The sequence below is a fragment of the Rhizobium sp. F40D2 genome (assembly GCF_051810745.2).
GTDB lineage: Bacteria > Pseudomonadota > Alphaproteobacteria > Rhizobiales > Rhizobiaceae > Rhizobium.
The window spans coordinates 404,781-430,552 of the sequence record NZ_JBPWQX020000001.1 but is presented as its reverse complement, the minus strand read 5'-3'; the positions used below and the strand labels follow the sequence as shown (position 1 = coordinate 430,552).

At 63.0% G+C, this 25,772-nt stretch carries 27 protein-coding genes and 2 pseudogenes; 10 read left to right on the top strand and 19 right to left on the bottom strand.

Features of this window, described 5'->3' with window-relative positions; genetic code table 11:
- Positions 1-85: 85 nt before the first annotated feature.
- Together ACS4RS_RS24340 and ACS4RS_RS24335 are read right to left on the bottom strand one after the other, a co-directional pair.
- A pseudogene (locus ACS4RS_RS24340) lies at positions 86-354 on the bottom strand (FHA domain-containing protein); the annotation flags it as partial.
- 239 nt (positions 355-593) lie between these two features.
- Entirely contained in the window at positions 594-1,115 is a 522-nt protein-coding gene (locus ACS4RS_RS24335; RefSeq protein WP_439013416.1) for a DUF6428 family protein, read from the bottom strand.
- Positions 1,116-1,156: 41 nt separating this feature from the next.
- On the opposite strand from ACS4RS_RS24335, the gene ACS4RS_RS24330 reads away from it, so the two are divergent.
- Genes ACS4RS_RS24330 through arsK form a run of 7 tightly spaced genes read left to right on the top strand, consistent with a single transcriptional unit; the run spans position 1,157 to position 5,856 of the window.
- Positions 1,157-1,513 (top strand): metalloregulator ArsR/SmtB family transcription factor, encoded by a 357-nt coding sequence (locus ACS4RS_RS24330; RefSeq protein WP_439013415.1) that lies wholly within the window; start codon positions 1,157-1,159, stop codon positions 1,511-1,513.
- Positions 1,510-2,040 (top strand): arsenate reductase/protein-tyrosine-phosphatase family protein, encoded by a 531-nt coding sequence (locus ACS4RS_RS24325; protein WP_439013414.1) that lies wholly within the window; start codon positions 1,510-1,512, stop codon positions 2,038-2,040. Before ACS4RS_RS24330 ends, ACS4RS_RS24325 begins: the two co-directional genes overlap by 4 nt.
- Positions 2,037-2,480 carry an arsenic resistance N-acetyltransferase ArsN2 gene (gene arsN2 / locus ACS4RS_RS24320; protein ID WP_439013413.1) on the top strand — a complete coding sequence of 148 codons (444 nt, stop codon included), beginning with the start codon at positions 2,037-2,039 and terminating at the stop codon, positions 2,478-2,480. The genes ACS4RS_RS24325 and arsN2 overlap by 4 nt, the downstream gene beginning before the upstream one ends.
- Before the next feature lie 6 nt (positions 2,481-2,486).
- Positions 2,487-3,527, top strand: a complete 1,041-nt coding sequence (gene arsB / locus ACS4RS_RS24315; protein WP_439013412.1) for an ACR3 family arsenite efflux transporter — start codon at positions 2,487-2,489, stop codon at positions 3,525-3,527.
- A gap of 4 nt (positions 3,528-3,531) precedes the next feature.
- On the top strand, positions 3,532-3,954 hold the full coding sequence (arsC, locus tag ACS4RS_RS24310; RefSeq protein ID WP_439013411.1) for an arsenate reductase (glutaredoxin): 423 nt from the start codon (positions 3,532-3,534) through the stop codon (positions 3,952-3,954).
- Positions 3,929-4,654 (top strand): arsenical resistance protein ArsH, encoded by a 726-nt coding sequence (gene arsH, locus ACS4RS_RS24305; RefSeq protein WP_439013679.1) that lies wholly within the window; start codon positions 3,929-3,931, stop codon positions 4,652-4,654. Before arsC ends, arsH begins: the two co-directional genes overlap by 26 nt.
- Entirely contained in the window at positions 4,651-5,856 is a 1,206-nt protein-coding gene (arsK, locus tag ACS4RS_RS24300) for an arsenite efflux MFS transporter ArsK (RefSeq protein ID WP_439013410.1), read from the top strand. The genes arsH and arsK overlap by 4 nt, the downstream gene beginning before the upstream one ends.
- 209 nt (positions 5,857-6,065) lie before the next feature.
- Here arsK and ACS4RS_RS24295 read toward each other — a convergent pair whose 3' ends face one another.
- The 11 genes from ACS4RS_RS24295 to ACS4RS_RS24245 are packed head-to-tail and all read right to left on the bottom strand — an operon-like array spanning position 6,066 to position 16,365.
- Positions 6,066-6,941: an FHA domain-containing protein gene (locus ACS4RS_RS24295; protein WP_449314007.1), complete on the bottom strand. Its 876-nt coding sequence runs from the start codon at positions 6,939-6,941 to the stop codon at positions 6,066-6,068.
- A gap of 2 nt (positions 6,942-6,943) precedes the next feature.
- Positions 6,944-7,846, bottom strand: a complete 903-nt coding sequence (locus tag ACS4RS_RS24290; RefSeq protein ID WP_439013409.1) for a type II secretion system F family protein — start codon at positions 7,844-7,846, stop codon at positions 6,944-6,946.
- Positions 7,846-8,709 carry a type II secretion system F family protein gene (locus ACS4RS_RS24285; protein ID WP_003594911.1) on the bottom strand — a complete coding sequence of 288 codons (864 nt, stop codon included), beginning with the start codon at positions 8,707-8,709 and terminating at the stop codon, positions 7,846-7,848. Before ACS4RS_RS24285 ends, ACS4RS_RS24290 begins: the two co-directional genes overlap by 1 nt.
- 10 nt (positions 8,710-8,719) lie before the next feature.
- Positions 8,720-10,618: an ATPase, T2SS/T4P/T4SS family gene (locus tag ACS4RS_RS24280; RefSeq protein ID WP_439013408.1), complete on the bottom strand. Its 1,899-nt coding sequence runs from the start codon at positions 10,616-10,618 to the stop codon at positions 8,720-8,722.
- Between the two features lie 20 nt (positions 10,619-10,638).
- Positions 10,639-11,577, bottom strand: coding sequence for a Flp pilus assembly protein CpaB (gene cpaB / locus ACS4RS_RS24275; protein ID WP_449314006.1), 939 nt, complete (start codon positions 11,575-11,577; stop codon positions 10,639-10,641).
- On the bottom strand, positions 11,574-12,491 hold the full coding sequence (locus ACS4RS_RS24270; protein ID WP_439013407.1) for a hypothetical protein: 918 nt from the start codon (positions 12,489-12,491) through the stop codon (positions 11,574-11,576). Before ACS4RS_RS24270 ends, cpaB begins: the two co-directional genes overlap by 4 nt.
- 1 nt (position 12,492) lies before the next feature.
- A complete protein-coding gene (locus tag ACS4RS_RS24265; protein WP_184694107.1) occupies positions 12,493-13,173 on the bottom strand; it encodes a TadE/TadG family type IV pilus assembly protein in 681 nt (226 codons plus the stop codon).
- Positions 13,145-14,785, bottom strand: coding sequence for a pilus assembly protein TadG-related protein (locus tag ACS4RS_RS24260; protein ID WP_439013406.1), 1,641 nt, complete (start codon positions 14,783-14,785; stop codon positions 13,145-13,147). The genes ACS4RS_RS24265 and ACS4RS_RS24260 overlap by 29 nt, the downstream gene beginning before the upstream one ends.
- Positions 14,782-15,579 (bottom strand): TadE/TadG family type IV pilus assembly protein, encoded by a 798-nt coding sequence (locus ACS4RS_RS24255; RefSeq protein ID WP_439013405.1) that lies wholly within the window; start codon positions 15,577-15,579, stop codon positions 14,782-14,784. Before ACS4RS_RS24255 ends, ACS4RS_RS24260 begins: the two co-directional genes overlap by 4 nt.
- A gap of 5 nt (positions 15,580-15,584) precedes the next feature.
- Positions 15,585-16,148: a prepilin peptidase gene (locus tag ACS4RS_RS24250; RefSeq protein ID WP_439013404.1), complete on the bottom strand. Its 564-nt coding sequence runs from the start codon at positions 16,146-16,148 to the stop codon at positions 15,585-15,587.
- A gap of 13 nt (positions 16,149-16,161) precedes the next feature.
- A complete protein-coding gene (locus tag ACS4RS_RS24245; RefSeq protein ID WP_003563674.1) occupies positions 16,162-16,365 on the bottom strand; it encodes a hypothetical protein in 204 nt (67 codons plus the stop codon).
- A gap of 472 nt (positions 16,366-16,837) precedes the next feature.
- Here ACS4RS_RS24245 and ACS4RS_RS24240 point away from each other — a divergent pair.
- Positions 16,838-18,149 (top strand): annotated as a pseudogene (locus ACS4RS_RS24240) (CpaF family protein).
- Positions 18,150-18,197: 48 nt separating this feature from the next.
- On the opposite strand, the gene ACS4RS_RS24235 reads toward ACS4RS_RS24240, so the two are convergent.
- The 6 genes from ACS4RS_RS24235 to ACS4RS_RS24210 all read right to left on the bottom strand — a co-directional run bounded on the left by ACS4RS_RS24235 (position 18,198) and on the right by ACS4RS_RS24210 (position 23,911).
- A complete protein-coding gene (locus ACS4RS_RS24235) occupies positions 18,198-18,521 on the bottom strand; it encodes a type II toxin-antitoxin system PemK/MazF family toxin (RefSeq protein WP_439013403.1) in 324 nt (107 codons plus the stop codon).
- Positions 18,518-18,742 (bottom strand): antitoxin MazE family protein, encoded by a 225-nt coding sequence (locus tag ACS4RS_RS24230; RefSeq protein ID WP_439013402.1) that lies wholly within the window; start codon positions 18,740-18,742, stop codon positions 18,518-18,520. The genes ACS4RS_RS24235 and ACS4RS_RS24230 overlap by 4 nt, the downstream gene beginning before the upstream one ends.
- Before the next feature lie 132 nt (positions 18,743-18,874).
- Complete coding sequence (locus ACS4RS_RS24225; protein ID WP_439013401.1) at positions 18,875-19,423, bottom strand: sarcosine oxidase subunit gamma family protein; 549 nt, start codon at positions 19,421-19,423, stop codon at positions 18,875-18,877.
- The gene (locus tag ACS4RS_RS24220) at positions 19,416-22,370 is read right to left on the bottom strand and encodes a sarcosine oxidase subunit alpha family protein (protein ID WP_439013400.1); all 2,955 of its coding nucleotides are present in this window, start codon (positions 22,368-22,370) and stop codon (positions 19,416-19,418) included. Before ACS4RS_RS24220 ends, ACS4RS_RS24225 begins: the two co-directional genes overlap by 8 nt.
- Positions 22,367-22,648: a sarcosine oxidase subunit delta gene (locus ACS4RS_RS24215; RefSeq protein ID WP_064843635.1), complete on the bottom strand. Its 282-nt coding sequence runs from the start codon at positions 22,646-22,648 to the stop codon at positions 22,367-22,369. Before ACS4RS_RS24215 ends, ACS4RS_RS24220 begins: the two co-directional genes overlap by 4 nt.
- 12 nt (positions 22,649-22,660) lie before the next feature.
- Positions 22,661-23,911 carry a sarcosine oxidase subunit beta family protein gene (locus tag ACS4RS_RS24210; RefSeq protein ID WP_439013399.1) on the bottom strand — a complete coding sequence of 417 codons (1,251 nt, stop codon included), beginning with the start codon at positions 23,909-23,911 and terminating at the stop codon, positions 22,661-22,663.
- An 87-nt stretch (positions 23,912-23,998) separates the two neighbouring features.
- On the opposite strand from ACS4RS_RS24210, the gene ACS4RS_RS24205 reads away from it, so the two are divergent.
- Both ACS4RS_RS24205 and ACS4RS_RS24200 read left to right on the top strand, forming a co-directional pair.
- The gene (locus ACS4RS_RS24205) at positions 23,999-24,958 is read left to right on the top strand and encodes a helix-turn-helix domain-containing protein (protein WP_439013398.1); all 960 of its coding nucleotides are present in this window, start codon (positions 23,999-24,001) and stop codon (positions 24,956-24,958) included.
- Positions 24,959-25,029: 71 nt separating this feature from the next.
- Positions 25,030-25,713 carry a helix-turn-helix domain-containing protein gene (locus tag ACS4RS_RS24200; RefSeq protein ID WP_439013397.1) on the top strand — a complete coding sequence of 228 codons (684 nt, stop codon included), beginning with the start codon at positions 25,030-25,032 and terminating at the stop codon, positions 25,711-25,713.
- The last annotated feature ends 59 nt before the right edge of the window (positions 25,714-25,772 follow it).

Below are 25,772 nucleotides of genomic sequence, written 5' to 3'. Positions count from 1 at the left end.
CGCTTGGGATTTGGTGGCAACATCTGCTTAGGCCGACAGTGGTCAGCGGCGCGCGAGGTTACGAGCAGCGGCACGAGACCGGCTGTCAACGCTTGGCAGGCGGCTTCACAGCCGCCCGCCGCTGCAGCGCAAAGCGCGCCGCCGGGCAGTTGATGTCGAGAACCAGATCATAGGTCTGCTGGTAAAGCCTCTGCGCCAGCGTTTGTTGCCGCGGTTTTCCGAGGCGAGTGCTGCAAGTGCGGTGCGTTTGTACGCCTGGACGATCGGTTCGAGGGTCTTTGCCAGCGCGGCGTCGTCCGACGGCTCGGCCGCCAGCGAAACGGCGGCATAGGTTGCATCGCCATCTAGCGCAACCGCTTGATAGAGGCAATGCCGCTCGCCGGCTTCCCGGCATGCGCCAAGCCCTAAGCGCTGGCAACCCAAACCTGTGCGACTGCCGCAATGCGTGGCGGGGAAACGAGGCCTCTCGGCCAGCCATACAACAGCCCTGCAACGCACCGCGCCCCGGCGCCGGCGAGCGGCCCTCCGTAGCGACTGCTTTTCTCCCCGTGAACTTGCCGGCTTAGTCGCCGGATCTTCCGACAACGGCGGCTTCAGCCGCAGCAGGCGCCTTGTGCCGTTGACGGGCCACAGCAGGCAGATGACTTGCGGTTCTCTTCTTTCAGCCATCGGTCGCGGGGCTTGCAGCTTGCCGGACGCGGCGTCAGCTCGACATGCAGAGCACCGTCCTGCACGGTCGGCATCGAGGCACAATAAAGCTGCATCGGCCTGATCCCGTCGCTGACTTCGAAGGTGAGCTTGGCAGAACCATCGAGCTGTACATGCTCCGACACCTTGCGAATGATCGCCGCAAACTTGCCGGCCGCCATGTGCGTACGATTTTCCTCGTCGACATCCCAAAGCTGCACGAAGATTTCCGACCAGGCTTCAGGGTTGGCACCGCAGTCAAGCGCGGCGAACTGCCCGGCCTTGACCTCAGTGACATGGAAACCGGATTTCACCGGTCGACCGTCGTAGGAGAAGATCAGCGGCAGTTCACGGACGCCGTCGATCGTCTCTAGGAGGCGACCCAGGCTGATGTCGGTCTCGAGAAGGGGCTTGTCGATCGCGTTCATTTCGGCTACTCCTGTTTCAACACTTCAAGGATTGTAGAAATATGGAAGAACGTCAAGCCCTCATGTCATTTGCGGCATTGTCGCAGGAAACCCGGCTGCACATCGTGCGCATGCTTGTCGTCGCCGGGCCGAATGGGATGCCTGCCGGCGCCATCGCTGAGAAGGCGGAGGTTTCCGCCTCCAACGTCTCGTTCCATCTGAAGGAACTGGAACGAGCAGGACTTATCAACCAACAGCGGGAATCCCGCTCGATCATCTACACCGCCAACTACGAAGGCCTCGGCGCGCTCATCCGCTTCTTGATGGAAGACTGCTGCGGCGGCCATCCCGAGATTTGCGCGCCGGCCGCCGAAGTCGCCGCCTGCTGCGCCCCAGCTCCGAAGGAAAAACTGCAATGACCGCCGATCGCGTTTATAACGTCCTTTTCCTCTGCACGGGCAATTCCGCCCGCTCGATCCTGGCCGAATCCATCCTCAACCGCGAAGGCAAGGGTCGGTTCAAGGCCTACTCGGCGGGAAGCCGGCCCAAAGGTGAAGTCCACCCGCTGGCGCTGGATACGCTGCGCGCCCTTGGCTACGAAAGCACCGGGTTCAGTTCGAAGAGCTGGGACGAGTTTGCCGAAGCCGGCGCGCCGCAGATGGATTTCATCTTCACGGTCTGCGACAACGCCGCGGGCGAGGCCTGCCCCGTGTGGATCGGCCACCCGATGACGGCGCACTGGGGTGTCGAGGATCCGGCGGCCGTCGAAGGTACACTGGTCGAGAAAGGCCAGGCGTTCTCCCAAGCCGCGCGCTACCTCAAGAACCGGATCATCGCATTCGTGAGCCTTCCGCTCGCATCAATTGACAAGCTGGCTCTTGAAACGCAGCTGCGCGCCATCGGCACGATGGAGGGCACGACCAATAGCCGGGGCGACGTCGCATGAGCGGGGAGGTGGACCAGCAACCGGTCAGCTGCGCAGATAAGAACTTGCGAACAGCCCTGCAGGCCGCCCAACTTCCGACCGGTGATCTTGATGAAGGCGGCCGCAGCTTCTTCCGGTTTACGGATCGGAACGCGACCATCGGTTATGGGGGGCTGGAACACTACGGGGACTGCGCACTTTTGCGTTCGTTGGTGGTCCTGCCGCAGCAGCGTGGGCACGGTTATGGAGAAGCCATCACCAGGCGGTTGCTAGCCCAGGCTGCGCATGATGGTGCGCGGATAGTTTATTTGCTGACGGATTCTGCAACCCCTTTTTTCGAACGCCTCGGTTTCGCCAAGGTGGATCGCGCGACGGCTCCTGCTGCAATCCTGCAAACTCGGCAGGCCACAAGCCTGTGCCCGGCCGCAGCGGCGCTGCTGGCCAAGATAGTCCAAGGGTAATAATCCATGTCCACCTTCGAACGTTACCTCACAGTCTGGGTCTTCCTCTGCATCGTCGTTGGCGTCGCTCTCGGTCATGTGATGCCCAGCGTTTTCCAGGCGATCGGCGCAGCCGAAGTCGCCAAGGTCAATCTGCCGGTCGCAGTGCTGATCTGGTTGATGATCATTCCGATGCTTCTGAAAATCGACTTTGCTTCGCTCAGCCAGGTCGGGCGCCATTGGCGCGGGATCGGTGTCACGCTCTTCATCAACTGGGCCGTCAAGCCGTTCTCGATGGCGCTGCTCGCCTGGCTGTTCGTCGGCTATCTGTTTCGGCCTTACCTGCCGGCTGACCAGATCGATAGCTACATTGCCGGCCTGATCATCCTCGCGGCTGCGCCGTGCACGGCGATGGTCTTCGTGTGGTCGAACCTGACCAAGGGCGAGCCGCACTTCACGCTCTCCCAGGTGGCGCTGAACGACACCATCATGGTCATTGCCTTCGCGCCGATCGTTGGTCTGTTGCTCGGCCTTTCGGCCATTACCGTGCCGTGGGACACGCTGATCCTGTCGGTCGTGCTCTACATCGTCCTGCCGGTGATCGTCGCGCAGATTCTGCGCCGCGTGACCGACGTCGACCGCCTCGGCGCCAAGCTGCAGCCGGTGTCCCTGCTGGCGCTTCTCGCAACCCTGGTTCTGCTGTTCGGCTTCCAGGGCGAACAGATCATCGCGCAGCCGGCGGTCATTGCGCTGCTGGCCGTGCCGATCCTGATCCAGGTCTACTTCAATTCAGGCCTCGCCTACTTGCTCAACCGCATGAGCGGGGAGGAGCACTGTGTCGCCGGGCCTTCGGCACTGATCGGCGCCTCCAACTTTTTCGAACTGGCGGTGGCCGCAGCCATCAGCCTGTTCGGCTTCAACTCCGGGGCGGCGCTCGCCACCGTTGTCGGCGTCCTCATCGAGGTGCCGGTGATGCTGTCGGTCGTCTGGATCGTCAACCGCAGCAAGGGCTGGTATGAGCGCGGCGCCGCCGTCCAGACCAGCGCCACCACCATCAAGAGGATTTAACATCATGGACGTCACCATTTATCACAACCCCGACTGCGGCACGTCGCGCAACACGCTGGAGATGATCCGCAATGCCGGCATTCAGCCCACAGTCATCGAGTACGTGAAGACACCGCCCAGCCGCGACCAGCTTGTCAGAATGATCGCAGAGGCCGGCCTCACCGTCCGTGAGGCGATCCGCGAGAAGGGCACGCCTTATGCGGAACTTGGCCTCGATGATCCGAAGCTGACCGACGATCAGCTGCTTGATGCGATGCTTGAAAACCCGATCCTGATCAACCGGCCTTTCGTGATCACACCGATCGGCACGCGGCTGACCCGTCCTTCCGAACTGGTGCTCGACATTCTGCCGGCCACCCACAAGGGGGCGTTCACCAAGGAAGATGGCGAGCAAGTTCTCGATGCCGAGGGCAAGCGCATTGTCTGACTTGCCTGCCGCATCCCCCGATCATCTGCGCCAGCCGGATCTCGACGCATTGCGTCCGGCGTTTTCTAGCCACAAGCCACGCATTCTGATCCTCTACGGCTCGCTGCGGGCTGTATCATATAGCCGCCTGCTGGCTCATGAAGCCGCCCGGCTGCTGAAGCATTTCGGGTGCGAAGTGAAGATTTTCGATCCCGCTGGCCTGCCACTTCCAGACGCGGAACCGGTCAACCATCCCAAAGTACAGGAACTGCGTGATCTCTCTGCCTGGTCGGAAGGCCAGGTCTGGGTCAGTCCGGAACGGCACGGCGCCATGACGGGCATCATGAAGGCACAGATCGACTGGATCCCGCTTTCGGTCGGATCGGTGCGGCCGACCCAGGGCAAGACGCTGGCGGTGATGCAGGTGTCGGGCGGCTCGCAGTCGTTCAACGCGATCAACCAGCTTCGTGTCCTCGGCCGTTGGATGCGCATGATTACCATCCCCAATCAGTCCTCGGTGGCGAAAGCCTTTCAGGAATTCGATACGGACGGCCGCATGAAGCCCTCGTCATATTACGATCGCGTCGTGGACGTCTGCGAGGAGCTGGTGAAATTCACCCTGCTGACCCGGGACGTCTCTGCCTATCTCACGGATCGCTACAGCGAGCGCAAGGAAGACGCGGAAAAGCTGGAGCAGCGCACGAGACTGAAATCCATATGAGCGGGCGGATCCCGGTCACTGCCATCGTTGCCCTCGGCATCACGCAGAATATCGGCTACGGCACGCTCTACTACAGCTTCAGTATTCTGGCGCCTGATATGGCGGCCCATTTCGCGTGGTCGACCGAATGGATCTTCGGCGCCCTCTCGGTCGCGCTGCTGATCGGCGGGCTGACGGCGCCGTGGCTTGGCGGCCTTTTTGATCGCATTGGTGCCGGGCGGGTGATGACCATAGGCTCGGCCGTCGCCGCCGCAGCCTTGCTCGCCTGCGCCTACGCGCCGGGCAGGACGTCCTATGTCGCCGCCCTGATCGCGATCGAGGTCGCGGCCAATCTGGTGCAATACGGCGCGGCGTTCGCGTTCCTCGTGCAGCTCCGGCCGGAGGTGGCATCGCGCAGCATTGCCTACCTCACGCTGATTGCGGGTTTCGCCTCGACAATGTTCTGGCCGATCACGGCAGCGCTGCAGGCGCAGATGTCCTGGCAGAATGTGTATGTGATATTTGCCGCCCTCAACCTATTCATCTGCCTGCCGATCCATGCATGGCTTTCTCACGGCGCAGTAACGCACCGGAAAACAGCAAAAATTGCCTCGCCGCGCGTCGAGGGTATCCTGCCATCAGAGCGTCGTCGGCTGGGGTTCCTGTTGATGGTAGCGGGGTTCTCGCTGATGTCGCTTTCCAGCTCGGCGGTGCTGGTTCATATGGTGCCACTGCTGTCTGGCCTCGGCCTCGGCACCACGGCTGCCTTGGTCGGGACGCTGTTCGGGCCCTCCCAGGTCGCCAGCCGTCTCATCAACATGATGTTCGGCAAGAATCTGGCGGCGCTGCATCTGGCCTTGTTCGCGGCTCTTCTAATACCCGGCGGCATGCTGATCCTGCTGCTTCTGGCACCGTCCGTGCCGGGCGCCATGATATTCGCGATGATCTTTGGCATGGGTAACGGCTTGCTGAGCATCGTCACCGGTACGCTGCCATTGCATTTGTTCGGCAGTGACGGCTATGGCAAGCGGCAGGGTCAGATGATGGCGGCCCGCTTGATCCTGTCCGCGATTGCGCCGTTCGTCCTGGCGCTGGCAATGGCTCAGATCGGCATTCCGGCATCACTGGCTATCTGTGCAATGCTAAGCTGCCTGGCGATCGTCATGTTCGGATTGATCCTGGTCATGCAGCGGACAAGCCGCACTGCCGTCAGCGCAGGATGAAATCCCCAGTCCCGCTCGGACGACCTCATCGGCAAATCAATCGGACTTGGTCGAGCAGCACCGAGGTCGGCGCGCTCCTCCGCCGTGGTGTGCATGTTAAAGCATGTCGCGTAAAAGTGTGCGATAATGACATGCGTAGAAGGCCTAAAGCGCGGGGAGCAGAATCTGGAAGCTCGCGACGCGCTTTAGTGCAGCCGGCAGGACTGTGCTCATCGCCGTGCTGGCGGTTTCACGGCCGCCCGCCGCTGCAGCGCAAAGCGCGCCGCCGGGCAGTTGATGTCGGGAACAAGATCGTAGGTCTGCTGGTAAAGCGTCTGCGCCAGCGTGTTGTTGCCGCGGTTTTCCGAGGCGAGCGCTGCAAGTGCGGTGCGTTTGTACGCCTCGATGATCGGTTCGGCGGCCTTTACCAGTGCGGCCTCGTCCGATGGCTCGGCTGCCAGCGAAAGGGCGGCATAGGTTGCGTCGCCATCGCGGCCGACGCGGCCGCCGACGGCGCCGTTGAAGCTTGCTTCGGAAACTTGGCGCATGCGGCGGGCGTTCTTGATGCAGGTCGGGATGCGGGCGGCCTCGGCATTGATGCGCTCGGCCGTCGGCCCTCCCTCGGTGCTGCCGCTGTCCGACAGGATGACGTAGCCGATGATGCCGACGATGGCGAGATAGGCAAGACCCATGCCGGCGAGGAAGGCCGGCTGCTTGAGCAGCGGCTTCTTCGGCTTGTCGTCTCCAGTCTTGGACGCCTCCTTCTTCGGCGCCTCCTTGGCGGTGGCTTTGACGACGAACTGGAATTCGACGTCCTTGCCGAGACGGAAGCTGTCGCCGGCTTTCAGCGAGGCCGTCTGCAGCAGCGCTTCGCCGCGCAGCATGATCGGGTTCAGCCCCATGCGGCGGATGATGAAGCCGCCGTCGCTCTGTTTTTCGATGCGCGCATGGATCGGCGCCAGGAACGGATCGTCGACGACGATATCGGCATTCGAAGCCCGGCCGATCGACATCTCCGGCCGGTCGAGCACATGGCTGCGGCTCTGGCCGCCGGGACCGGTCTGCAAGAGGCTTGGTTTGTTTCCGCGCAAGAAGGAAAAGGCCATGATCAGAACATCCCACTCGACATCATCTCGACAATTGCCGGCGCCAGCACCAGAAGCAGGATCGACACGACGATCATCATCGCCGGCATGACGATCTTGGCTTTCAGCTTTTCACTGGCCCTGTCGGCTTTTTCCCAGCGGCGGAAGCGCAGGTCGCGGGCATGTTCGCGCAGCAGCTCGACGCGGTTACTACCCTCGACCTCGCCCTGGATCACCGCACGGATGACGCGGATGACCTCCTCGGCAGTCATGCGGGCCTCCAAACGCTGCAGCGCCTCGACCATGCCGGTGCCGAGCGCCACGTCCTTCAGCGTCTGATCGATCTCTTCGCTCATCACCGTGCCGGGTGCAGCCTCGGCATAAAGCCTCAGGCTTTCCGGCAGGGTCGCCTGGGCCTGCTGGGTCATGACGACGAGATCGAGGAAATAGGGAAATTCGCGCGAAATGCGTTCCTTGCGGTCCTGCATCTTGTCGTCGGCGACCACCCAGAAATAGATGGCGGGGATCAGCCCGAGGATCAGCCCGGCCACCAGTCCGCCGATGATGCTGCCGCTGGCAATGCCGAACAGCACGCCGAGCAGGATGAAGCCGAAGAGGCTCAGCACAACGAGAAGCGCGATATATTCCCGCCCGGTCACGCCGCCGAAGGGCCGGCCGCCATAGATCAGCTTCTGCTCGAGCTGGGCGCCGTAATCGGCGAGCCACGGCTCGAAATGCAGCAGCACGAATTCGACCGGCGTGCGCATGCCGATGCTGTCGACGACATTCGGCGGCGGGCCGTCGCCGCCGCGGGAGCGGCGCACCACCTGGATGCTGCCGAGCAGATCGCCGATCCACCAGACGAAGAGGGCGGCGGTGATGCCGGCAAAAACAACGGCGATGGGGGCGAGAGGTATCTGAGACATCAGACCGACACCTTCATCATCGAGCGCATCCAGAAGAAACCGGTGGCATAGAGAATGGCGCCGACGATCGCGATGACGATGCCGATGGCGTTGCCGAACACCTTGTCGATCAGCTCGGGCTGGCCGAAGAAGATCATCAGGATCATGAACAGCGCGCCGCCATTGACGACGCGAAAGTTCATGCGCGCCTGCGACGACGAGGTGGTGATCTTCTGGTCGAGCTTCCAGATTTCCTTGAAGGATTTCGACATTTCCGTCAGCGGCTCGGAAATGTCGCCGCCCTGGCGGGCAAAGAGACCAAGGGCGGCATCGACCATCTTGAAGTGCAGGCTCGGCACGGTGCGGCCGTGGCGGTCGAGCGCCTCGACCAGGCCGATGCCGAGCTTCTGTTCGCGGGCGATGCGCTCGAACTCGCGCGAGGCCGGCATCTGGCCGGTATCGGCCACCGCATTGACGGCGACGGCAAGCGGCTTGCCGGTGCGCACGGCCGAGACGATCTGGTCGACGGCATAGGGAAGCTGCGATTCGATCTGCAGCCAGCGCCGCTGCAGGAAATAGCGGATCACCGCCTTGGGCAGGAAGAAGGCGACCGGAATGGCGATGACGATGCCGAAGATCGGCCCGAAGATCAGCGAGACCACCAGGAAGACGACGATTGCGGTGATGCCGTAGGCAAGGATCATCGTATAGGGCGGCACGGCATCGCGGCCGAAGACCTGTGCTGCTTCGCTGGCGAGCGCGATATCGCGTTCGGTGGCGCGCAGCAGCGGTGCCGGCCAGCGCACCGGCGCGCCCCAGACGAGCAGCCCTGCCGTCACCGCGCCGAGGGCGACCGTAAAAATCTGCAGAATGCTGATATCCATGGTTTCTACCTCAGACGAACATATCGAGTTTTTCGATTTCACCGTCTTCGCCGAACTCGACGAGTTCGGCGACGAAGCTCGGCAGGTAGCCGGTGAAGGCATGCACCGCCTGGCCGCCGGCGCGGCCGACGAGATGGAAGATCGGCTCGACGATGACGAGGCCGGTATCCGGATCGATGCCGATCACCTCGGATATTTCGGTCACCGCCCGCCGCCCGCTTTCCAGGCGGTTGAGCTGCACGACGAGCTCGACGGCGGCGACGATCTGCTGGCGGATCGCCATGACCGGCAGCGAGCTCTGGCCCTGCAGCACCATCACCTCCAGACGGGTCATCATGTCCTGTGGCGTATTGGCATGCGCCGTCGTCATCGAGCCGGCATGGCCGGTGTTCATTGCCTGCAGCATGTCGATCGCCTCGGCACCGCGGCACTCGCCGACGATGATGCGGTCGGGGCGCATGCGCAGCGCGTTGCGCACGAGATCGCGGATGGTGACGCTGGTTTCGGACTCCGCCGTCTTCGGGCGCGATTGCAGATAGACCACATGAATGCCGTCAAGCTGCAGTTCCGACGTGTCCTCAACGGCAACGACGCGCTCGCCGATCGGGATGAACTGCGACAGGCTGTTCAAGAGCGTCGTCTTGCCGGAGCCGGTGCCGCCGGAGACGACAATGTTCTTGCGAGCGCGGACCGCCGCCTCGAGGAAGGCGCGCATCGGCTCGCTGAGTGCGCCGGCCGTGACCAGCTTGGAGATGTCGAGCCGCGACTTGCCGCCGAATTTGCGGATGGTCAGGCAGGCGCCCTTGACCGCCAGCGGCGGAATGACGGCGTTGACGCGCGATCCATCGGGCATGCGGAAGTCGGCCATCGCCTCGCTCTCGTTGATCGAACGGTTGGAATCGACGGCGATGCGTTCGATCACCTTCATCAGCTGCCGCTCATTGGCGAAGGCGAAAGGGTAGCGCTCGAGCAGGCCGAACTTTTCGACGTAGATCTCGTCATAACGCGTCACCATGATTTCCGAGATGACGTCGAGATCCATCAGCTCCGAGATCGTGCCCCAGCGATACATCAGCTCCTCGATATTGGAGCGCAGATGCATATGGGCGATCTCGTAGCGGTCGCCGGCATTGAACAGCGCCTGGCGGGACTGGAAGGCGGCGCTGAAGCGCGTGTCGAGCTGGGCGAAGTCGGCGCGGGTGGATTCGAAATTCAGCTTCAGCTGCAGCGCCGAGATCAGCGCCTTGCCGACATCGAACAGGCGGCGGTTGTCCTGTTCCTCGCGCGACAGGCTGGCTGCAGTCGACGAGGCATCGCGCCGCCCGGTGCGGGCGATGCGTTTTGCCAGCCACCGATAGACGGCGTTCTTGATGACGAGGATGACGAGATCCTGCGGCGCGCCGTCGAGCGCCTCCTTGATGAACATGTCGAGCCGCTCGCGGATGCGGTTTCGCGTGTCTTCGCGGCCGAAATCGGAGGATTTCACCAGCCGGTCGTATTGCGTGTCTTTTAGCAACCGCTCATGGATCTCCATCTGCAGCGCCAGCACCCGCTCCTGGTCCGGAAACTGCGTCACCGCTTCGGCCGCCGCGGCCGGCTCGACAAGTTCGATGGTGACGTTCGGCACCCAGATCGACATGCCGGCCGAAACCGCAACCGGCGTGCCGGCCCGCAGCGGCTGATCGTCGACCCGGGTCGGGTTGCGGCCGTGATGCTGCACCGACCAGCCCTGGCCTGATTTGCGCAGCACGAATTGCGGCGAGGAGACGTGGCTGCCGCGCAGCCGCACGACGCCGGCGCCGGCCGGCAGCGTCAGCGTGCTGCTTTCGCCGACGAAATAGGTCTCATTCGAAGAAAGCGGGATCACCTCCCGCCCGCTGCCGTCCTCATAGGAAATCTTCAACAGCATGGCTTATTCCCCCGCAACGCTCACATGCGCGTCCAGTTGATGCTCGGCAGTTCCTCGACGGTATTGTCGGCCGGATTGCGCAGCACGAGGTTCAGGCTGCCGTTCGACTGTCCCATGGCAAAAATCAGCATCTCCGCTTCCGCCGGCGTCACTTCGACGGTGACGTTGTTATAGGTGCTGTTGGCCTTGGTGACCGCGCCTTCCGCCGTCGTCGCCGCACCGACGGCCAGCACTTTGACATTCTGCAGGAAGGTGCGGGTGACGACGCGGGTGCGCGAGCTGATGCCGAGTTTATAATCCTGCGCCTGTTTGCGGTAGGCGTTGACGTCATTCTCGTCGGCGCCCGGATATTGGGTGAGGTAATTCTTCAGCATCTGCTCGACCGGCGAGGGCGGCTGAGCCGGAGCCTGCGGCTGCCCGGCTGCAACAGGCGCTTGCCCGGGAACGGCCGGTGCCTGGCCGGGGGTTCCCGGCTGGGTCGCCGCCGCCGGTGCGACGGGCTCGACCGGCTCATCGACCGTGCCGAGAATATCGACATAGCTGCCCGGCTCGACGAAGTGGCCGACGGCCGCGGCCGCGTTGACGGGAAGGGTAAGCGCCCGTTTGCCGGGCGCGATCATCGTCGTCAGGCGCCCGCCGTCATTATCGTCGAAATACTGGAAAAGCAGCACCGAGCCGGCCGGAATATCGGCGGCGGCCGTCCTGTCCTTCAGCCATTCCTGGTAGGCGCTGGCCGCCGGAACCGCGAGCTTGGCAAGCGCCCCGAAGCTTTCCGGCAGCATGACCGGTTCGGCGAGCATGTCGGGCGTGATCGCCTGACCTCGCGTCACCTTCCGGTCCGGCTGGAGCCGCATAAAGGCATAGGCTACCTGCTCGTTCTTGACGCTCTCGGTCCAGAAGTAGAGCAGAACGCCGGTGATGAGCCCGACGATGACGGCCGCAATAAGCTTCCAGTTCATGGTGTTGTTCCTTCGACGAAGGGTTGCCTGATTTGAATGACCTCGACGGTCCGGCCGTCGCTCTTGCTGCTGGTGTAGAGAACATTGGCCTCGACGCTGCCGCGACGGCCATAGAGGGCAGTGACCCCGCCGCGCTGAGCCGGCGGCGCCTCGATGGTGAAGCCGTCACGGGTGAGGAGCTCGGCGCGCGCATCCGACCAGCGCACGGCCGACAGCGAGCCTTTCGAGACGACCGTGCGCGACGTATGGCCCTTGTCGCGGTCGCCGATATCGCTCAGCACCTCGATACCGGCCGGCGGACGCAGCGACGGCGGCAGCTTGCCGGCATCGGCGGGTGCTGCAAAGGCCGGCAGCGACGACGCTACGTCTTCGAAACGGGTCATCAGCACCTCGGTCATCGGCGCACCGGCGGGCCGGCGGATCATGATCGAGACCCCGGGGATCGGCGCCCTTGCCGAGGGATTTGCCGGGTCCTGCTTCTTGAGATAATCGAGCGCTGCCTCGCCGTCGCCATCGAAGAACCGAACCACGACGGCGAGATCGTCGCGGATGCGGCTGGTCTTCGGGACGATCAGCATATTGGCGGCGATGACGGCGGTCAGTTCTTCCCGGTCGTTGCTTTTCGGGAGGGCAGGGCGGGTATTGACGGCCAGCACCCGCAGCCATTCGTCGGTGATCTCGGAAATGCTGCGATCGCTCTGGTAGGGCGTGAATTCCAGCGGCTGGCCATTGATGACGAGATCGCGCGGCGGCCGCTCCGGCGCGCCGAGAATGCCGGCCAGCATCGAATTCAGCGTCGCCCGGAAATCCTTGTAGACTTCGGCGCGGCCCGGCGTGGCCGCGACCATGGCGACAAGCCCGATACCAAACGCGGTGGCCAGTAGATGAACGGAGATGCGCGCGCCCTGTCTCATCTTATTTCGCTCCCGGAAAGACGCCGTCGAACAGATCGCCGGAATCATCGGCGACATCACGGATTTCCCGGCGCAGCGTCGGGTCGTAGCCGCGGCGGGTCGTGTCGTTGTTGTGCGAGGCAAACAGCGTTGCATCGTCGACCGTGAAGGCATCCTTCCAGCGAATGCTCCTGATCGTATCGAGATCGTCGGAATCCCTGAATTTGTAGACGCGGTCGGCCGTCGCGGTGACCAGCTGCGGCTTTTCATTGGCGAGGTCGCCGACCATGTCGCCGAAATCGCGGCCGTCGCTTTTCAGCGTGTTCTGCACGTCGTCCCAGACGAAGGTGCGCTGGGGGTCGCCGTCGCCCTCATGCGAGGGCGTGCGCGAGCAGCTCATGGCGTCGCGTCCGGGCAGCGCCGGCAGAGAGGGGAGTGGAAAGACGTTCGAGAAATCCGAGGTGCAGTCCAGCCCATTCGCCTCGGCGAAGGCGGCGTTGCGCATCGCCAGCATGGTGCCCACCTTCTTGGTGGAGATCCTGTTGGCATGGATCATGAAGATCACGATCAGCAGGATGACGGGTGCGGCGAGCACGAATTCGATCGAGGCGAGACCCCGCCTGTCGCGGTGCAGCCGCATCATCAGGCCGCCGGCTGGTGCTACGCCGGCAGGATCAGTGGGTGTTGACGGCAGCCCAGGCATTGGCTCCTCCCTTGTCGAAGACGCGGGTCAGGCCGGTGAAACTATCGGCGACCGGGCTCTGCTTGATGGTGTTCGAAACCTCGCCGGTATCGTCGGCGAGCGTGGCCGGCGCAAGCGATGCGAGCCAGTCCTGCGTGTAGAGATCGAAGGCCGTGTAATTGTGCACCCAGCTCTGCGCGAGTGCATAGGCGGATGGTGTCTTGTCCTTGAAGATGCGGACCTGCAGCCGGGCCCGCGGCGCACGCGAAACGATCGCCAGCGTCTGATAGTCGTCGAGCTGCTCGCCGCCGAAGGGCGTGAAGTTGAAGGGGATGCGGCCCTTCAGCCAGTAAGGCTTGGGGAAGGAGATGACCGGCAGGGCGGCACCCGCCACAGAGATCGCCCCACCAGCCGGCCCGCAGACCTGGTTCCAGATCATGTCGAACTTGCGTGTGAAATCGTTCTCGTCTTTTGTCTGCTTGTCGGAATAGCGCGGCGGCACGTCGATCGGCAGCTGGAAGGGGTTCACGACGCCGAACTCGATGCCGAAGAACTCCTCGGCCACAAAGAAGCTGGCATCGAGCGTCAGTTCCTCCCACCAGCTCAGATCGGCATATTGCTCGATGATCGCCTTAAACGGGATCTTGCTCAAGTAAGCCGGGCCGAAGGCTTCATAAAAGATGTAGAAGTTCACCAGCGTATTGTCGATGCCACTCTTGTGATTGACAAAGTCGCGGATATGGCTGCCGTCGACGCCGCCTGCGGTCAGCGGACCCTTGCCGTTGGGGAAGCCGCGATTGGCGAATTCACCGCGCATCAGGAACGGGTCCTGCCCCTCGGTGCCCCTGCTCATCGCAAGGCACATTTCTGCATAGGCCGCAACGGGATTGACGCCGTCGCGATCGACCGGAAGGTTGCCGCCCGCACCTTCTCCGGCGTCGTTGCAGGATTCGCACGGCGGATGGAAGACGACATGATCCGACTTGTTCAGGCGCACCAGATGCAGGGCTTCGTTGCCGACGCGCTGCGGAAAGCTCTCGACGAGGTAGTCGTTGAGATCGTTCATGCCGTCGATGATGTCGCTGGACTTTTCGATAAGGCCCCAGGGATTATAATCGATCTGTGCTTTTACCGTGTATGCAATGGCAATGGTGGCTTCGGTCGCCCGGAACCCCTGAAACGCCAGGCAAGCGCCGTAGATGATGCCGCCGACGATCGGGACTTTCTGCCAGCCCGGGCAATAGGGCATCGGCGGCATCGGCGGCAGGAGGGACGCCGGGCCGAAGCCCTCGGTGAAGGAGTATTCGGCGAGTTTCGCCAGAATAGCGGTCGAGCGCAGGGCCAGTTCCGCCGTGGTCAGCTGGAAGGCAACCGAGGTCGCCATGACGACGGTTGCCTGCGAGGAGGCGACGTTGTTCATCGCCATGATGTTGAGATAACGCGCTTCCCAGTCGGCATGGACGAGCGCGGCGGCGTCGGCCGTGTCCTGCGTGCGCTGCTTGTCGTAGATCATCTGTCCCGTATTGAGGATCCAGACGATCATCAGCGCGAGCGCGATCGTCATGTAGAGAATGATCGGCGACAGGAAGCCGCGTTCGTCGCGGTGCAGGCGCTTGATGAGGGTCGGTGTCATAGCAGGTTCACCTCCGCCTTCGAGATCGTGTAATAGCGGCCGTCTTTCCTCTGGCCGCGGGCAAAGACCCAGCCGGCATATTCGAGCAGCAGGAAGCGCGCTTCGACCTTGGCGGTCACCGGCACATGCGGCGAGCGGTTGATGGCGGCATAGAGCGCCATCGGCGCGCGGTCGACGGTCACGGTGACGTTCTGCGGATCGAACATGTAGCGGGCCTGGTTGCGCATCGCCCGCCAGTTCTTCGAAAGGCCGGAGGCATCGGCAAGGCTCTTCAGCGCATCTTCTGGCGGCTGGCAGGCGCCGACACATTTCAGCTGGTCGTAGGGAGCAGCCGGGATCAGCGCCAGCCGGGCGGCAAGATCGGCTTTTCCAGGTGCGGCATCGTCATCGCAGGTCTTGACGTCGATGAAGCTGCGGATGGTGATCGGCAGGGCGGGGCAGAAATAGACGCGGGCGCTGCGGGCCGCCGCATAGGCGGCATAATGGGTGAAGAGGTGGTTTTTCGCCAGGATCGCGAACTGGAACACCACGAACATGAAGAAGACGAAGACCGGCGTGACGAGCACGAAATCCATCATCGTCGTGCTGCCGGAGCTATCGCCGTGCAGCTCCGATATCCGGCGCCGGCGGGCGGAAAGCCGCGGCAGCAGCAGCATCGAGGCAAGCAGGATCATCGCGATCGCAAAGGTGCCGAAGAGCGCGCCGTGATCCTCAGGGATCCAGAAGGTCCGTGAGTGCAGGATCGAACTCCAGAAGGCACCGTCGAAGAGGGGGCGTTCGAGTTCAGCGCGCATTGCCGTTACCTCACAAGTGAAAGAGGGGTGAAATCAGGCATGAATAGGCACCAGAAAAGCCCGAGAGCGGCGGCAACGCCGAAGCGGACGGTATGATGTGTCTCGCGCGGCTTCAGCACCGAAGCGGCATCGCGGAAACCGGCAGGCAGCAGCAGGGCGAACAGTCCGACGTTCCTGGCCAGCACGCTCCACTGGACACGCCGCGCCATCGAGAATAGGGCGATCACGCCGCCGACCATCAGCGATGCGAGCGTCACGTCGATGGCGGGCCAGAGGCCGAGAATGGCGCCGAGCGCCGCCATCAGCTTGACATCGCCGCCGCCGCAGCTTCCGGCTGCGAAGGCGATGATGAAGATCATGCCGGCCGCAATCAGGCCGGCAAAGGCAAGGCCGATCCCTGCGAGACCTCCGCCGGCTGCCGCAAGCATGAAGCCGGCAAGCAGGCAGGGATAGGTCACGGCGTTCGGGATGTGACCCTGGCGGTGATCGAGCACCGCCGCGGTCGTGGCGCAGGCGACGGCAAGAGCCGCCGCCACAGGCATCAGGGTCAGATCGTAGGTCATATCCATGACAAGGATCCGCTTATTGACCCGGCTCGGGAATTCTCTCAGCGTCGGAGAGAGCCGTGTTCTTTTCGTTGAACCATTCGCCGATCTGTTTGCCGAATGCGAGCAGAAGCAGCATCAGCGGAATGACGATCAGGGCGACGGCAAGGACGATCTGGGCCATGTCGCCGCGCTCGTCCTGGTGAAGTGCAATTGCGAGAGTCTTGAGTTTTCCAAACATCTGCGTATTCCTCGTTCCTAGGTTTGTTTCGGATCGAAGACCTGAGAGAAGATTACCAAGCATACGGTATCGGTCCGAACCAGCACGTTGCTCGTTCCAATGATATGTTCTGCTTCAGCTTTTCTTCCCCGGCGGCCAACGCTTGTTGAGCAACATCATTAAGACCCAAGAGTGCGCCCAAGGCCAGCCCTCCGTCAAGCAAACGGAACGGAGGGTTCCAATTGTCTTGGAGGCGTCTCTTGATGAAACCGAGTTGACGGCGGTAATTTTCAACTAACCGCTTGAAGACGCTATAGTTTCACCCCGAAGAAGCAACTGTGCGACGGCTTTGCCAACTGTCGCCGACTGCCCCATAATTGGTCAATTCTTTCAAGGCGATAGAATAGACGATACGGCGCGCGTCTTATCGGCCGCTCGCACGGGGCGCAGCCATAGCGTTGCTTGTCGATCTGGATTAAGCTTCTCCGACATTGTGGGCCTCGCCCTTCAGTCGTTCCGGAGAAACGAACCATGGAAACGATGAGCAGCATCCTGATACTTGCATTGGTCCTCATTCCATTGATGATGTTCTTTCCAACCGCAGTTCAAATGATGGCGACATTGTTCGGCATGAGCACGGTTCTGGTGGGGATGCCGCTCTGATGAAGGCCGTATCCGACGACGCCGCCGAACAGGCGACCTTCCAAGTCCTGACCCGGGCGCTGGACAAGCTCTTGGGCCCGATCCGCTTCCTGCTCGAGGATCCGAGCGTGTCGGAAATCCTGATCAACGGGACATCCGATATCTTCGTCGAAAGGCGCGGCAAGCTCGAACGCGCCGATACGCGTTTTGCCAGCCGCGAGGATCTGGAATCGGCTGCGCGCAGCATCGCGCAATTCTCCGGCAAGCGGCTGACGCCGGAGGAGCCGAGCGTCGAGGCCCGCCTGCCGGACGGTTCGCGCGTACAGATGATCCAGCCGCCCGCCGCCCGCACCGGACTTTGCATCTCCATCCGCCGTTTCTTGAAAGAACATCGCAGCATCCGCGATCTCGTCACCCAGGGCAGCCTGACCGAAGCGTCGCTGTCGCTGCTGCAGGCAGCCGTCGGGCTGCAGAAGAACGTCATCATCTCCGGCGGCACCGGCACCGGCAAGACGACGATGCTGAACGCGCTGTCGGAAGCCTTTGCCGACCACGAGCGCATCATCGTCATCGAGGACACCTCGGAACTGCAGATCCGCAAGGAACACGTGGTCTATCTCGAAGTGACGAAGCCCGACCGCTTCGGCCGCGGCGGCGCCAGCATCCGCGACCTGTTCCGCTCGTCGCTGCGCATGCGGCCAGACCGCATCATCGTCGGCGAATGCCGCGGCGGCGAGGCGCTCGACATGATCCAGGCGATGACCTCGGGCCATAGCGGCAGCCTTTCGACGGTGCATGCCAACACACCCTATGACGCCCTGCACCGGCTGGAAACGCTGGCGCTGATGTCGGATATCGACATGCCGCTCCGGCCGCTGCGCGCCCAGATCGCCTCGGCGGTCGACGTCGTCGTCCAGATCGCCCGTTTCAAGCGCACCGGCAGACGCCGGGTGATCGAGATTTCCGAGATCAAGGGCCTGAACAATGACGGCCAGTATATCGTCGAGAGCATCTATAAGCTCGAGGGTGACGGCCACTCCAATTCCGACGGCGCATTGCTGTGGACCGGCGTGGTGCCGAGTTTCGCTGCCGATGCGGTGGAAGAGCTGCAAGGCGCGGAGCGCGCGGAGTGGATGAAGCCCGCCGCGCGGGAAACGGCTTGAAGTCCATCGCCGGACACCAGTCGGTGGAAAGCGGGTCAAGATTTGGCGTCAGGCAATACCCAGAAAAACGGCGAGCGATCTTGTAACGGCCAGGAGAGCATCGTCTTCCAGGCGGCCGATTATCGGGCCGATTCTATCCCGTTTCACGGACATGGTTTTATCCACCATCACTTGCGAGACTTTGCGCAAACCGCTGAGTGCTGTCGGCTCGATGGTTGGCCGGATGATCGGCGCATCGATGAGCGTGCCAGAAATCAGCAGCACGGTAACCGCGCCCGTTGCGTCGAACTGATCTGCCTGGATGATAAGCGCCGGACGAGGCTTGCCGAAATCGCCGGTGATGGCGACGGTTACGATGTCACCGCGCCTCACGCCTCACCTTCGGAGTCCAGGTCGGCGAGTGCGGCATCGAGGAAATCCTGCAAATCACGATCTCCGGCGTCGGCAAGGGCTGCCTGAACGGACTGACGATGGCATTCCTCGGCAAAACCGGGGCGGCGGGTATCGGGCACCCATATTTGCACGGGACGCAGCCCAGCAGCCCGCAAGGCCTCGCGGCGCTTTTGAACTCTTTCATTGACCGACGTTGCCATGATTGGCTCCATTATGGCGTTACATGTAACATAGGAGCCTGGTATTGCCGTGTCAATGTCCGGCGGCTGGGGCTCCTCGGTCACATGGATAGAGATGAAATGGGCCTGATATTGGCTGGACCAACCGCAGGCCTATGCGCCGCCGTCCTTTTCGGCGCTCGCCGCCATATGCTTGAGTTCGTCCCAGAGGCTTTCGGCGAAGCTGCGCAGGACCGTGAGTTCGAAGTCGTCATCGCCGGTGCGGACGATCTGCACGGAGATATGGCCGACCATCGTCATTGCCGAACCGCCTTCCGGGAAGACGGAAGGGGCGAGATCAACGGCGGTGCCTTTTGAAAGAAGCACGCGCGAGGATCGGCCGGACACGCCAATGCGGACGCGTCCGTGGCTCTGGTCCATGACGAAGGCTTTTCCGGCAAGCGCCGTCGTCAGCGCATCGAGACCGGCTGAAGCAAGCGGCGCGTCGCCGGCGATGAACCATTGGCGGAAGCCGGCCGTGCGGATCGAACTGTTTGCAAGGCCCGCTTTGACGAGTTCGGCGGCCAGTGTAGCCGGCTCGATCGTGCCGAGCACATGCAGCAGATGGCCTTCCGGCAAGGCTTCCAGCCGGAGGCCGGATTCTGCCATGCCATTATATCGAGCGCCGGCGAGAACCGGTCTGTGCTGGGGAAGATCAGGCATGGAGCTTCTCGTTTTCAGGATCGAAAAAGACGGGATGGCAGAGCACCGCATCAGTGAATTCGTTGCGCAGCCCGTTCCAGACCGTCACCTTTTCACCGATGCGTTCTGGCCCGCGCCTGACCAGCGCCAGGCCGATCGTATGGCCGAGTGTCGGCGAAAAGGCGCTTGAGGAGATGTAGCCCTGGTCGTTTTCGAGCGTCGCCGCAGCGCCCTCGGCAAGGATATGCGAGCCGGTGCGGAAGCCGCTTGCCGGGTTCAGCGGCTTGACGCCGACGAGGCGCGGGCGCTCGGGGTCCTGCAGGCCCTCGCGGGCGAGCATCGCCTTGCCGATGAAATCCGGCTTGGTGCTGGAAATCATGCGGCCGAAGCCGAGATCACCGGGTATGACCGTGCCGTTGATCTCGGCATGGGTGACATGGCCCTTTTCGATACGCATGACGCCGAGCGCTTCGGCGCCATAGGCACAGATGCCGTGTTTTTCGCCGGCCGCCATGATCGCGTCGGCAACGCTCTCGCCGTAGCCGGCCGGCACGGCGAGCTCATAGGCGAGTTCGCCCGAGAAGGAGATCCGGAAAAGCCGGCCTTCGAGACGACCGCCGAAGAGCGAAACCTTGCGGGCGCTCATGAAGGGGAAGGCTGCATCGGACAAATCCTCGTCGACGATCTCCGAAAGGATGGCGCGGGACTTCGGCCCGGCAACGGCCATCTGCGCCCATTGATCTGTGGAGGAGGCGAAGCAGACGTCGAGTTCCGGCCAGAGCGTCTGAGCGCAGAATTCGAGATGGGTCAGCACGCCGGCGGCCAGCGCCGTCGTCGTCGTCATGAAGAAGTGGTCGTCGCTGAAGCGGCTGGTGGTGCCGTCGTCATAGATGAAGCCGTCCTCGCGCAGCATGATGCCGTAACGCGCCTTGCCGACGGCAAGCTTGGCGAAGCCGTTGCAATAGACCCGGTCGAGGAAGGCCGCGGCATCGCGGCCGAAGATTTCGATCTTGCCGAGGGTCGAGACGTCGCAGAGGCCGGCATTTTTGCGGATGTTCAGCACCTCGCGGTCGACGCTGTCGCGCCACGTCGCCTCTCCCTCACGCGGGAACCAGGAGGAACGGTACCAGAGGCCGGTTTCAACGAAGACCGCGCCGTTCTTCTTAGCCCACGCATGCAGCGGCGATTTGCGCGCCGGCTGGAAATCCTTGCCGCGCGATGCCCCGGTCAAAGCACCAAAGGAGACCGGCGTATAGAAAGGCCGGAAGGTCGTCGTTCCCACCGCGGCAGGCGATACGCCGCGCGCCTCAGCCAAGATGCCGATGGCGTTGATGTTGGAAAGCTTGCCCTGGTCGGTCGCCATGCCTGATGTTGTATAACGCTTGGCAAGCTCGACATGACCGTAACCTTCGCGCACCGCGAGGCCGAGATCCTTGAGATGGACGTCGTTCTGATAATCGACGAAAGCCTTGCCCTTCGAGCCCTTGACGGACCACAGCGGCTTTGAGCCTTGGGCCGTTTCAGGGGCAGCGGCAAAGGCCGGTTCCGCCGCCGCAAAGCCGATCGTCTTCAGGGCATCGGCCGCCTTTGCGGCGCCATCGCCGAGGCAAGCCGTGGTTTCAGCAAGGCCGGCGGCCGCGCCGGCAACAGCCAGACCGTCCTGTGAGGCCGGCGCCAGAAACGCCGCAGCTTCGTCCGACCATTGCGGCTTGCCGCCGCGATGGCAGGCAAGATGGATGATCGGGCTCCAGCCGCCCGACATGGCAAGCGCATCGGCTTCGATGCGGCGAATACCGTCGGTGGTTTCGATGCTGACCCCGCGCAGGCGCTGGCCGCCGAACGCATCGATCACCCGGGCGCTCTTCAGCACTTCGGCGCGGCCTTGCCAGCCTTTGCCGGCATCGGCGCGGCTGTCGACGATCGCCGCGACGCCGAGGCCGGCCGCCTCGAGGTCGGCGGCCGTGCGGTAGCCGGCATCGTTGGTGGTGAAGATCACCGTGCTTTTGCCCGGCGCCACCGCCTGCCGATTGAGATAGCTGCGCATGGCGCCCGCCATCATCACGCCGGGAATATCGTTGCCGCCGAAGACGAGCGGCCGTTCCTCGGCCCCTGTCGCCAGGATCGCCTGGCGGGCGACGATGCGCCACAACCGTTCGACCGGCCGCTCCGGATCGGGCAGCGCCACATGCTTCTGCACGCGTTCGACGGCGCCGAAGACATTGTCGTCGTACCAGCCGAAAACGGTCATGCGCGGCAGACGGCGGACATTTGAAAGCCCCTCGAGTTCGGCCAGCAGCTCGCCGAGAAGCGCGTTCGCCGGCTTGCCCTCGACACTGCTGCGGGAAAGCAGGCTGCCGCCGAGTTCGGGGCCTTCGTCGGCAAGGATAACGCGGGCACCGGCGCGGCCGGCAGTTAGTGCTGCGGCAAGGCCGGCAGGGCCGGCGCCGATCACCAGTAGATCGCAATGCGCCCAGCATTTCTCATAGGAATCAGGGTCGGCCTCATAGGAGGCTCTGCCGAGGCCCGCCGCCTTGCGGATCACCGGCTCGTAGAGCTTTTCCCAGAGCGCCGCCGGCCACATGAAAGTCTTGTAGTAGAAACCGGCGCTGAGGAAAGGCGAGAGCAGGCCGTTGACCGCGCCGACATCGAAGCCGAGCGACGGCCAGCGGTTCTGGCTCTTTGCCGCCAGCCCCTCGTAAAGCTCGATCATCGTCGCGCGCGTATTCGGCTCGGTGCGCCCGCCGCTGCCTGTGGTCACCAGCGCGTTCGGTTCGGCGGCACCCGCCGTCAGGATGCCGCGCGGACGGTGATATTTGAAACTGCGGCCGACGAGCTGGACGCCGTTGGCAAGCAGCGCCGAGGCGAGCGTATCGCCTGGATGGCCTTCCAGCGCCTTGCCGTCGAAACTGAAGCCGAGGGTCTTGGCGCGGTCGATGCGCCCGCCGGAGGAAAGACGGAAGCTCGTCATGCCGGTTCTCCGCCGAGCTTCGCAAGGGCGGCGTCCCTGACGCCATGGACAGCATGGGTGACGGTATCACGCTCGACGATCAGCCAGCGGCGGCATCCGGAGGAGTGGTGCCAATATTCGCTGTGGCGGCCGCGCGGATTGTCGCGCAGATAGACATAGTCGAACCAGGCATCCGCACCGGCATCCGGCGCCGGCCTGACAAGGCCTGCATCACCGCGGATCGAGAATTCCTCCTTGGGGCGGGCGCCGCAATGGGGACAGGAAATCAGGCTTGCCATCGTCAAATGTCCTCAGTGCAGATTGGGCTGGGCGCCGACGCCCTTTTCGTCGATCGGATAACCGCGGGCGAAACGATCGAGCCGGAAGGCGCGGGCCGTCTGATGCGGCGTGTTGCGGGCGATCAGATGGGCGTAGCAGAAGCCGGAGGCGGGTGTCGCCTTGAAGCCGCCGTAACACCAGCCGGCGTTGAGATAGAGATTGTCGATATGGGTGCGGTCGATGATCGGTGAGCCGTCCATGCTCATATCCATCACCCCGCCCCAGGAACGGAGATAACGCACCCGCGACAGCGAAGGGATCATCGCCAGCCCGGCTTCGGCGACATGCTCGACCGACGCCAGATTGCCGCGCTGGGCATAGGAATTATAGCCGTCGATATCGCCGCCGAAAACGAGGCCGCCCTTGTCGGACTGGGAGACGTAGAAATGCCCGGCGCCGAAGGTGACGACATTGTCGATGAAGGGTTTCAGCCCTTCGGAAACGAAGGCCTGCAGCACGTGGCTTTCGATCGGCAGGCGAAGGCCGGCCATATCGGCGACGACGGCGGAATTGCCGGCCGCCGCCAGCGCCAGCTTGCCGCAGCCGATGAAGCCCCTGCTGGTCTCGACGCCGGTGACCTCACCGTTTTCGGTGCGGATGCCGGTCACCTCGCATTGGGTGATGATATCGACGCCGCGGCTATCGGCGCCGCGGGCATAACCCCAGGCGACCGCATCATGGCGCACTGTGCCGCCGCGCGGGTGGAACAAGGCGCCCATCACGGGAAAGCGGGCATTGTCGAAATCGAGAAACGGCAATTTTCTGCGCACCGCCTGCCGGTCGAGAAGCTCGGCGTCGACGCCGTGCAGCCGCATGGCGTTGCCGCGGCGTGTATAGGCATCGCGCTGCGCATCGGAATGGAAGAGGTTGAGCACGCCGCGCTGCGAGACCATGGCGTTGAAGTTGAAGTCCTGCTCCAGCCCTTCCCAAAGCTTCATCGACAGCTCGTAGAAGGGATTGTTGCCGGGAAGCAGGTAGTTCGAACGGATGATCGTCGTGTTCCTGCCGATATTGCCGGAGCCGAGATAGCCCTTCTCCAGGACGGCGACGTTGGTGATGCCGAATTCCTTGGCGAGATAATAGGCGGTGGCAAGGCCGTGACCGCCGCCGCCGACAATGACGACATCATAATGCGGCTTCGGCGCAGGGTCGCGCCAGGCGGGCGCCCAGCCCTTGTTGCCGCGAAGGCCGTTGAGAAAAATCGAAAGAGCGGAATAGCGCATGGGTCAATCCGAATGGAACGACCGCATGATGCCAGAAAGGACACGATCAACTTGCGCAATTAGGACATGAATGGTTAGAAAAGAGACATGTCCTCATCCGATAGCAGAAATGTCCAGGAGATCGGCTTCATCCTCATCCCGGGGTTCGCGCTGATGTCCTATGCTTCGGCGACAGAGCCGCTCAGAGCGGCAAACCTTCTGGCCGGGCGGGAAATCTATCGCCTGTCGATCTTTTCGCCGGACGGCGCGCCGGCGCTCTCCTCATCGGGCGTCAGCGTGCCGGCCGAACCGCTTCCGTCCAAGGGTTCCGGGCTTGGCACGGCCTTCGTCTGCGCCGGCGGCTTGCCGCGCGACTGGCGTTATCCCGGCGTGCTTGCCTGCCTCAGGCAACTGGGGCGCGAAGGCGTGAGGATCGGCGGCATTTCGGGCGGTCCCTATCTGATGGCTGCGGCCGGACTGCTTGCCGGCCGCGATTTTACCATCCATTGGGAACATGCCGCCGCCCTTCTCGAGGCCTTCCCGGACCTCACGCCACGGCAGGCGCGCTTCATGATCGACGGCAACCGGATCACCTGCGGCGGCGGCATCGCGCCGCTCGATATGATGCATGTGCTGATCGCCGAGCGCATGGGACCGGATTTTGCCCGCCGCGTCAGCGACTGGTATCTTCACACTGAGGTCAACGAGCCCGCGGCCCCTCAGCGCGGTTCCCTGACCGAGCGCTACGGCGTCCATCATCCGGGGCTGCTGAGCGTTCTCGAACGCATGGAGGAAACGATCGAGATGCCGCTCGGCCGCGCCGCCATGGCGCGCATCGCCGGCGTCACCACCCGCCATCTCGACCGGCTCTTTTCAGCCCATCTCGGCACCACCTTCCTCGATCAATATCACAGGATCAGGCTGCAGCACGCGCATCGCCTGCTGAAACAGAGCCCGCTTTCGGTCTCGGAGATCGCGGTCGCCACCGGCTTTTCCAGTCTCAGCCATTTTTCCCGGATGTTCCGCGCCGCCTACGGCATCACTCCACGCGAGGCGCGGCGGGAATAGGTTTTCTTCACGGTTGAGAAAATTTCACTATGACGATAGGGTCGGCTTAGGACAAAATCGAAGGCGGCAGCATGAAAACCAAGCGTGAAGCGGCAAATCAACCGGAAGAGGCGCATGGCGGACGCACGCCCTTTTCCCAGGATCCGCACGCGGTTCGGGAACCGAAGGAAAACAACCTCGAAATGGCGATCGGCCATGAGGTGCGCGCCTACCGCAAAAAACTCGGCATCACCGTCACCGATCTGGCAGCCGCGACCGGCATTTCGCTCGGCATGCTGTCGAAGATCGAAAACGGCAATATCTCGCCATCGCTGACGACGCTGCAATCGCTGTCACGCGCTCTCGGCGTGCCGATGACCTCCTTTTTCCGCCGCTATGAGGAGCCGCGCAACGCCGTCTTCGTCAAGGCGGGGCAGGGTATTGAGCTCGAACGGCGCGGCACGCGCGCCGGCCATCAATATAATCTGCTCGGCCATATCGACAACAATACCAGCGGCGTCATCGTCGAGCCCTATCTGATCACCCTGACCGCCGATTCCGACGTGTTCCCGACGTTCCAGCACGAGGGCATGGAGTTTCTCTACATGCTCGAAGGCGAGGTTATTTACCGCCACGGCGACCAGCTTTTCCAGATGCAGCCGGGCGACAGCCTGTTCTTCGATGCCGATGCGCCGCATGGGCCGGAACAGCTGGTGAAGCTGCCGAGCAAGTACCTGTCGATCATCAGTTATCCCCAGCAGAACTCCCGAAGCTGACTTGCCTTAAAAGAAAAATTTATTCTTCCCAGTTGATACCCTGAAACAGACCTGCTACT

Excerpts from the sequence above, each read along its gene's own strand:
- ACS4RS_RS24285 (WP_003594911.1), bottom strand. The coding sequence starts at position 8,709 with ATGGATATCAGCATTCTGCAGATTTTTACGGTCGCCCTCGGCGCGGTG.
- ACS4RS_RS24270 (WP_439013407.1), bottom strand. The coding sequence starts at position 12,491 with ATGAGACAGGGCGCGCGCATCTCCGTTCATCTACTGGCCACCGCGTTT.
- arsC (WP_439013411.1), top strand. The coding sequence starts at position 3,532 with ATGGACGTCACCATTTATCACAACCCCGACTGCGGCACGTCGCGCAAC.
- ACS4RS_RS24220 (WP_439013400.1), bottom strand. The coding sequence starts at position 22,370 with ATGACGAGCTTCCGTCTTTCCTCCGGCGGGCGCATCGACCGCGCCAAG.
- ACS4RS_RS24255 (WP_439013405.1), bottom strand. The coding sequence starts at position 15,579 with ATGCGCGCTGAACTCGAACGCCCCCTCTTCGACGGTGCCTTCTGGAGT.
- ACS4RS_RS24205 (WP_439013398.1), top strand. The coding sequence starts at position 23,999 with ATGTCCTCATCCGATAGCAGAAATGTCCAGGAGATCGGCTTCATCCTC.
- ACS4RS_RS24330 (WP_439013415.1), top strand. The coding sequence starts at position 1,157 with ATGGAAGAACGTCAAGCCCTCATGTCATTTGCGGCATTGTCGCAGGAA.
- ACS4RS_RS24335 (WP_439013416.1), bottom strand. The coding sequence starts at position 1,115 with ATGAACGCGATCGACAAGCCCCTTCTCGAGACCGACATCAGCCTGGGT.
- arsK (WP_439013410.1), top strand. The coding sequence starts at position 4,651 with ATGAGCGGGCGGATCCCGGTCACTGCCATCGTTGCCCTCGGCATCACG.
- ACS4RS_RS24245 (WP_003563674.1), bottom strand. The coding sequence starts at position 16,365 with ATGTTTGGAAAACTCAAGACTCTCGCAATTGCACTTCACCAGGACGAG.
- arsB (WP_439013412.1), top strand. The coding sequence starts at position 2,487 with ATGTCCACCTTCGAACGTTACCTCACAGTCTGGGTCTTCCTCTGCATC.
- ACS4RS_RS24295 (WP_449314007.1), bottom strand. The coding sequence starts at position 6,941 with ATGGCCTTTTCCTTCTTGCGCGGAAACAAACCAAGCCTCTTGCAGACC.
- ACS4RS_RS24200 (WP_439013397.1), top strand. The coding sequence starts at position 25,030 with ATGAAAACCAAGCGTGAAGCGGCAAATCAACCGGAAGAGGCGCATGGC.
- arsN2 (WP_439013413.1), top strand. The coding sequence starts at position 2,037 with ATGAGCGGGGAGGTGGACCAGCAACCGGTCAGCTGCGCAGATAAGAAC.
- ACS4RS_RS24250 (WP_439013404.1), bottom strand. The coding sequence starts at position 16,148 with ATGGATATGACCTACGATCTGACCCTGATGCCTGTGGCGGCGGCTCTT.
- cpaB (WP_449314006.1), bottom strand. The coding sequence starts at position 11,577 with ATGAACTGGAAGCTTATTGCGGCCGTCATCGTCGGGCTCATCACCGGC.
- arsH (WP_439013679.1), top strand. The coding sequence starts at position 3,929 with ATGCCGAGGGCAAGCGCATTGTCTGACTTGCCTGCCGCATCCCCCGAT.
- ACS4RS_RS24215 (WP_064843635.1), bottom strand. The coding sequence starts at position 22,648 with ATGGCAAGCCTGATTTCCTGTCCCCATTGCGGCGCCCGCCCCAAGGAG.
- ACS4RS_RS24260 (WP_439013406.1), bottom strand. The coding sequence starts at position 14,785 with ATGACACCGACCCTCATCAAGCGCCTGCACCGCGACGAACGCGGCTTC.
- ACS4RS_RS24225 (WP_439013401.1), bottom strand. The coding sequence starts at position 19,423 with ATGCCTGATCTTCCCCAGCACAGACCGGTTCTCGCCGGCGCTCGATAT.
- ACS4RS_RS24210 (WP_439013399.1), bottom strand. The coding sequence starts at position 23,911 with ATGCGCTATTCCGCTCTTTCGATTTTTCTCAACGGCCTTCGCGGCAAC.
- ACS4RS_RS24290 (WP_439013409.1), bottom strand. The coding sequence starts at position 7,846 with ATGTCTCAGATACCTCTCGCCCCCATCGCCGTTGTTTTTGCCGGCATC.
- ACS4RS_RS24230 (WP_439013402.1), bottom strand. The coding sequence starts at position 18,742 with ATGGCAACGTCGGTCAATGAAAGAGTTCAAAAGCGCCGCGAGGCCTTG.
- ACS4RS_RS24325 (WP_439013414.1), top strand. The coding sequence starts at position 1,510 with ATGACCGCCGATCGCGTTTATAACGTCCTTTTCCTCTGCACGGGCAAT.
- ACS4RS_RS24280 (WP_439013408.1), bottom strand. The coding sequence starts at position 10,618 with ATGCTGTTGAAGATTTCCTATGAGGACGGCAGCGGGCGGGAGGTGATC.
- ACS4RS_RS24265 (WP_184694107.1), bottom strand. The coding sequence starts at position 13,173 with ATGCCTGGGCTGCCGTCAACACCCACTGATCCTGCCGGCGTAGCACCA.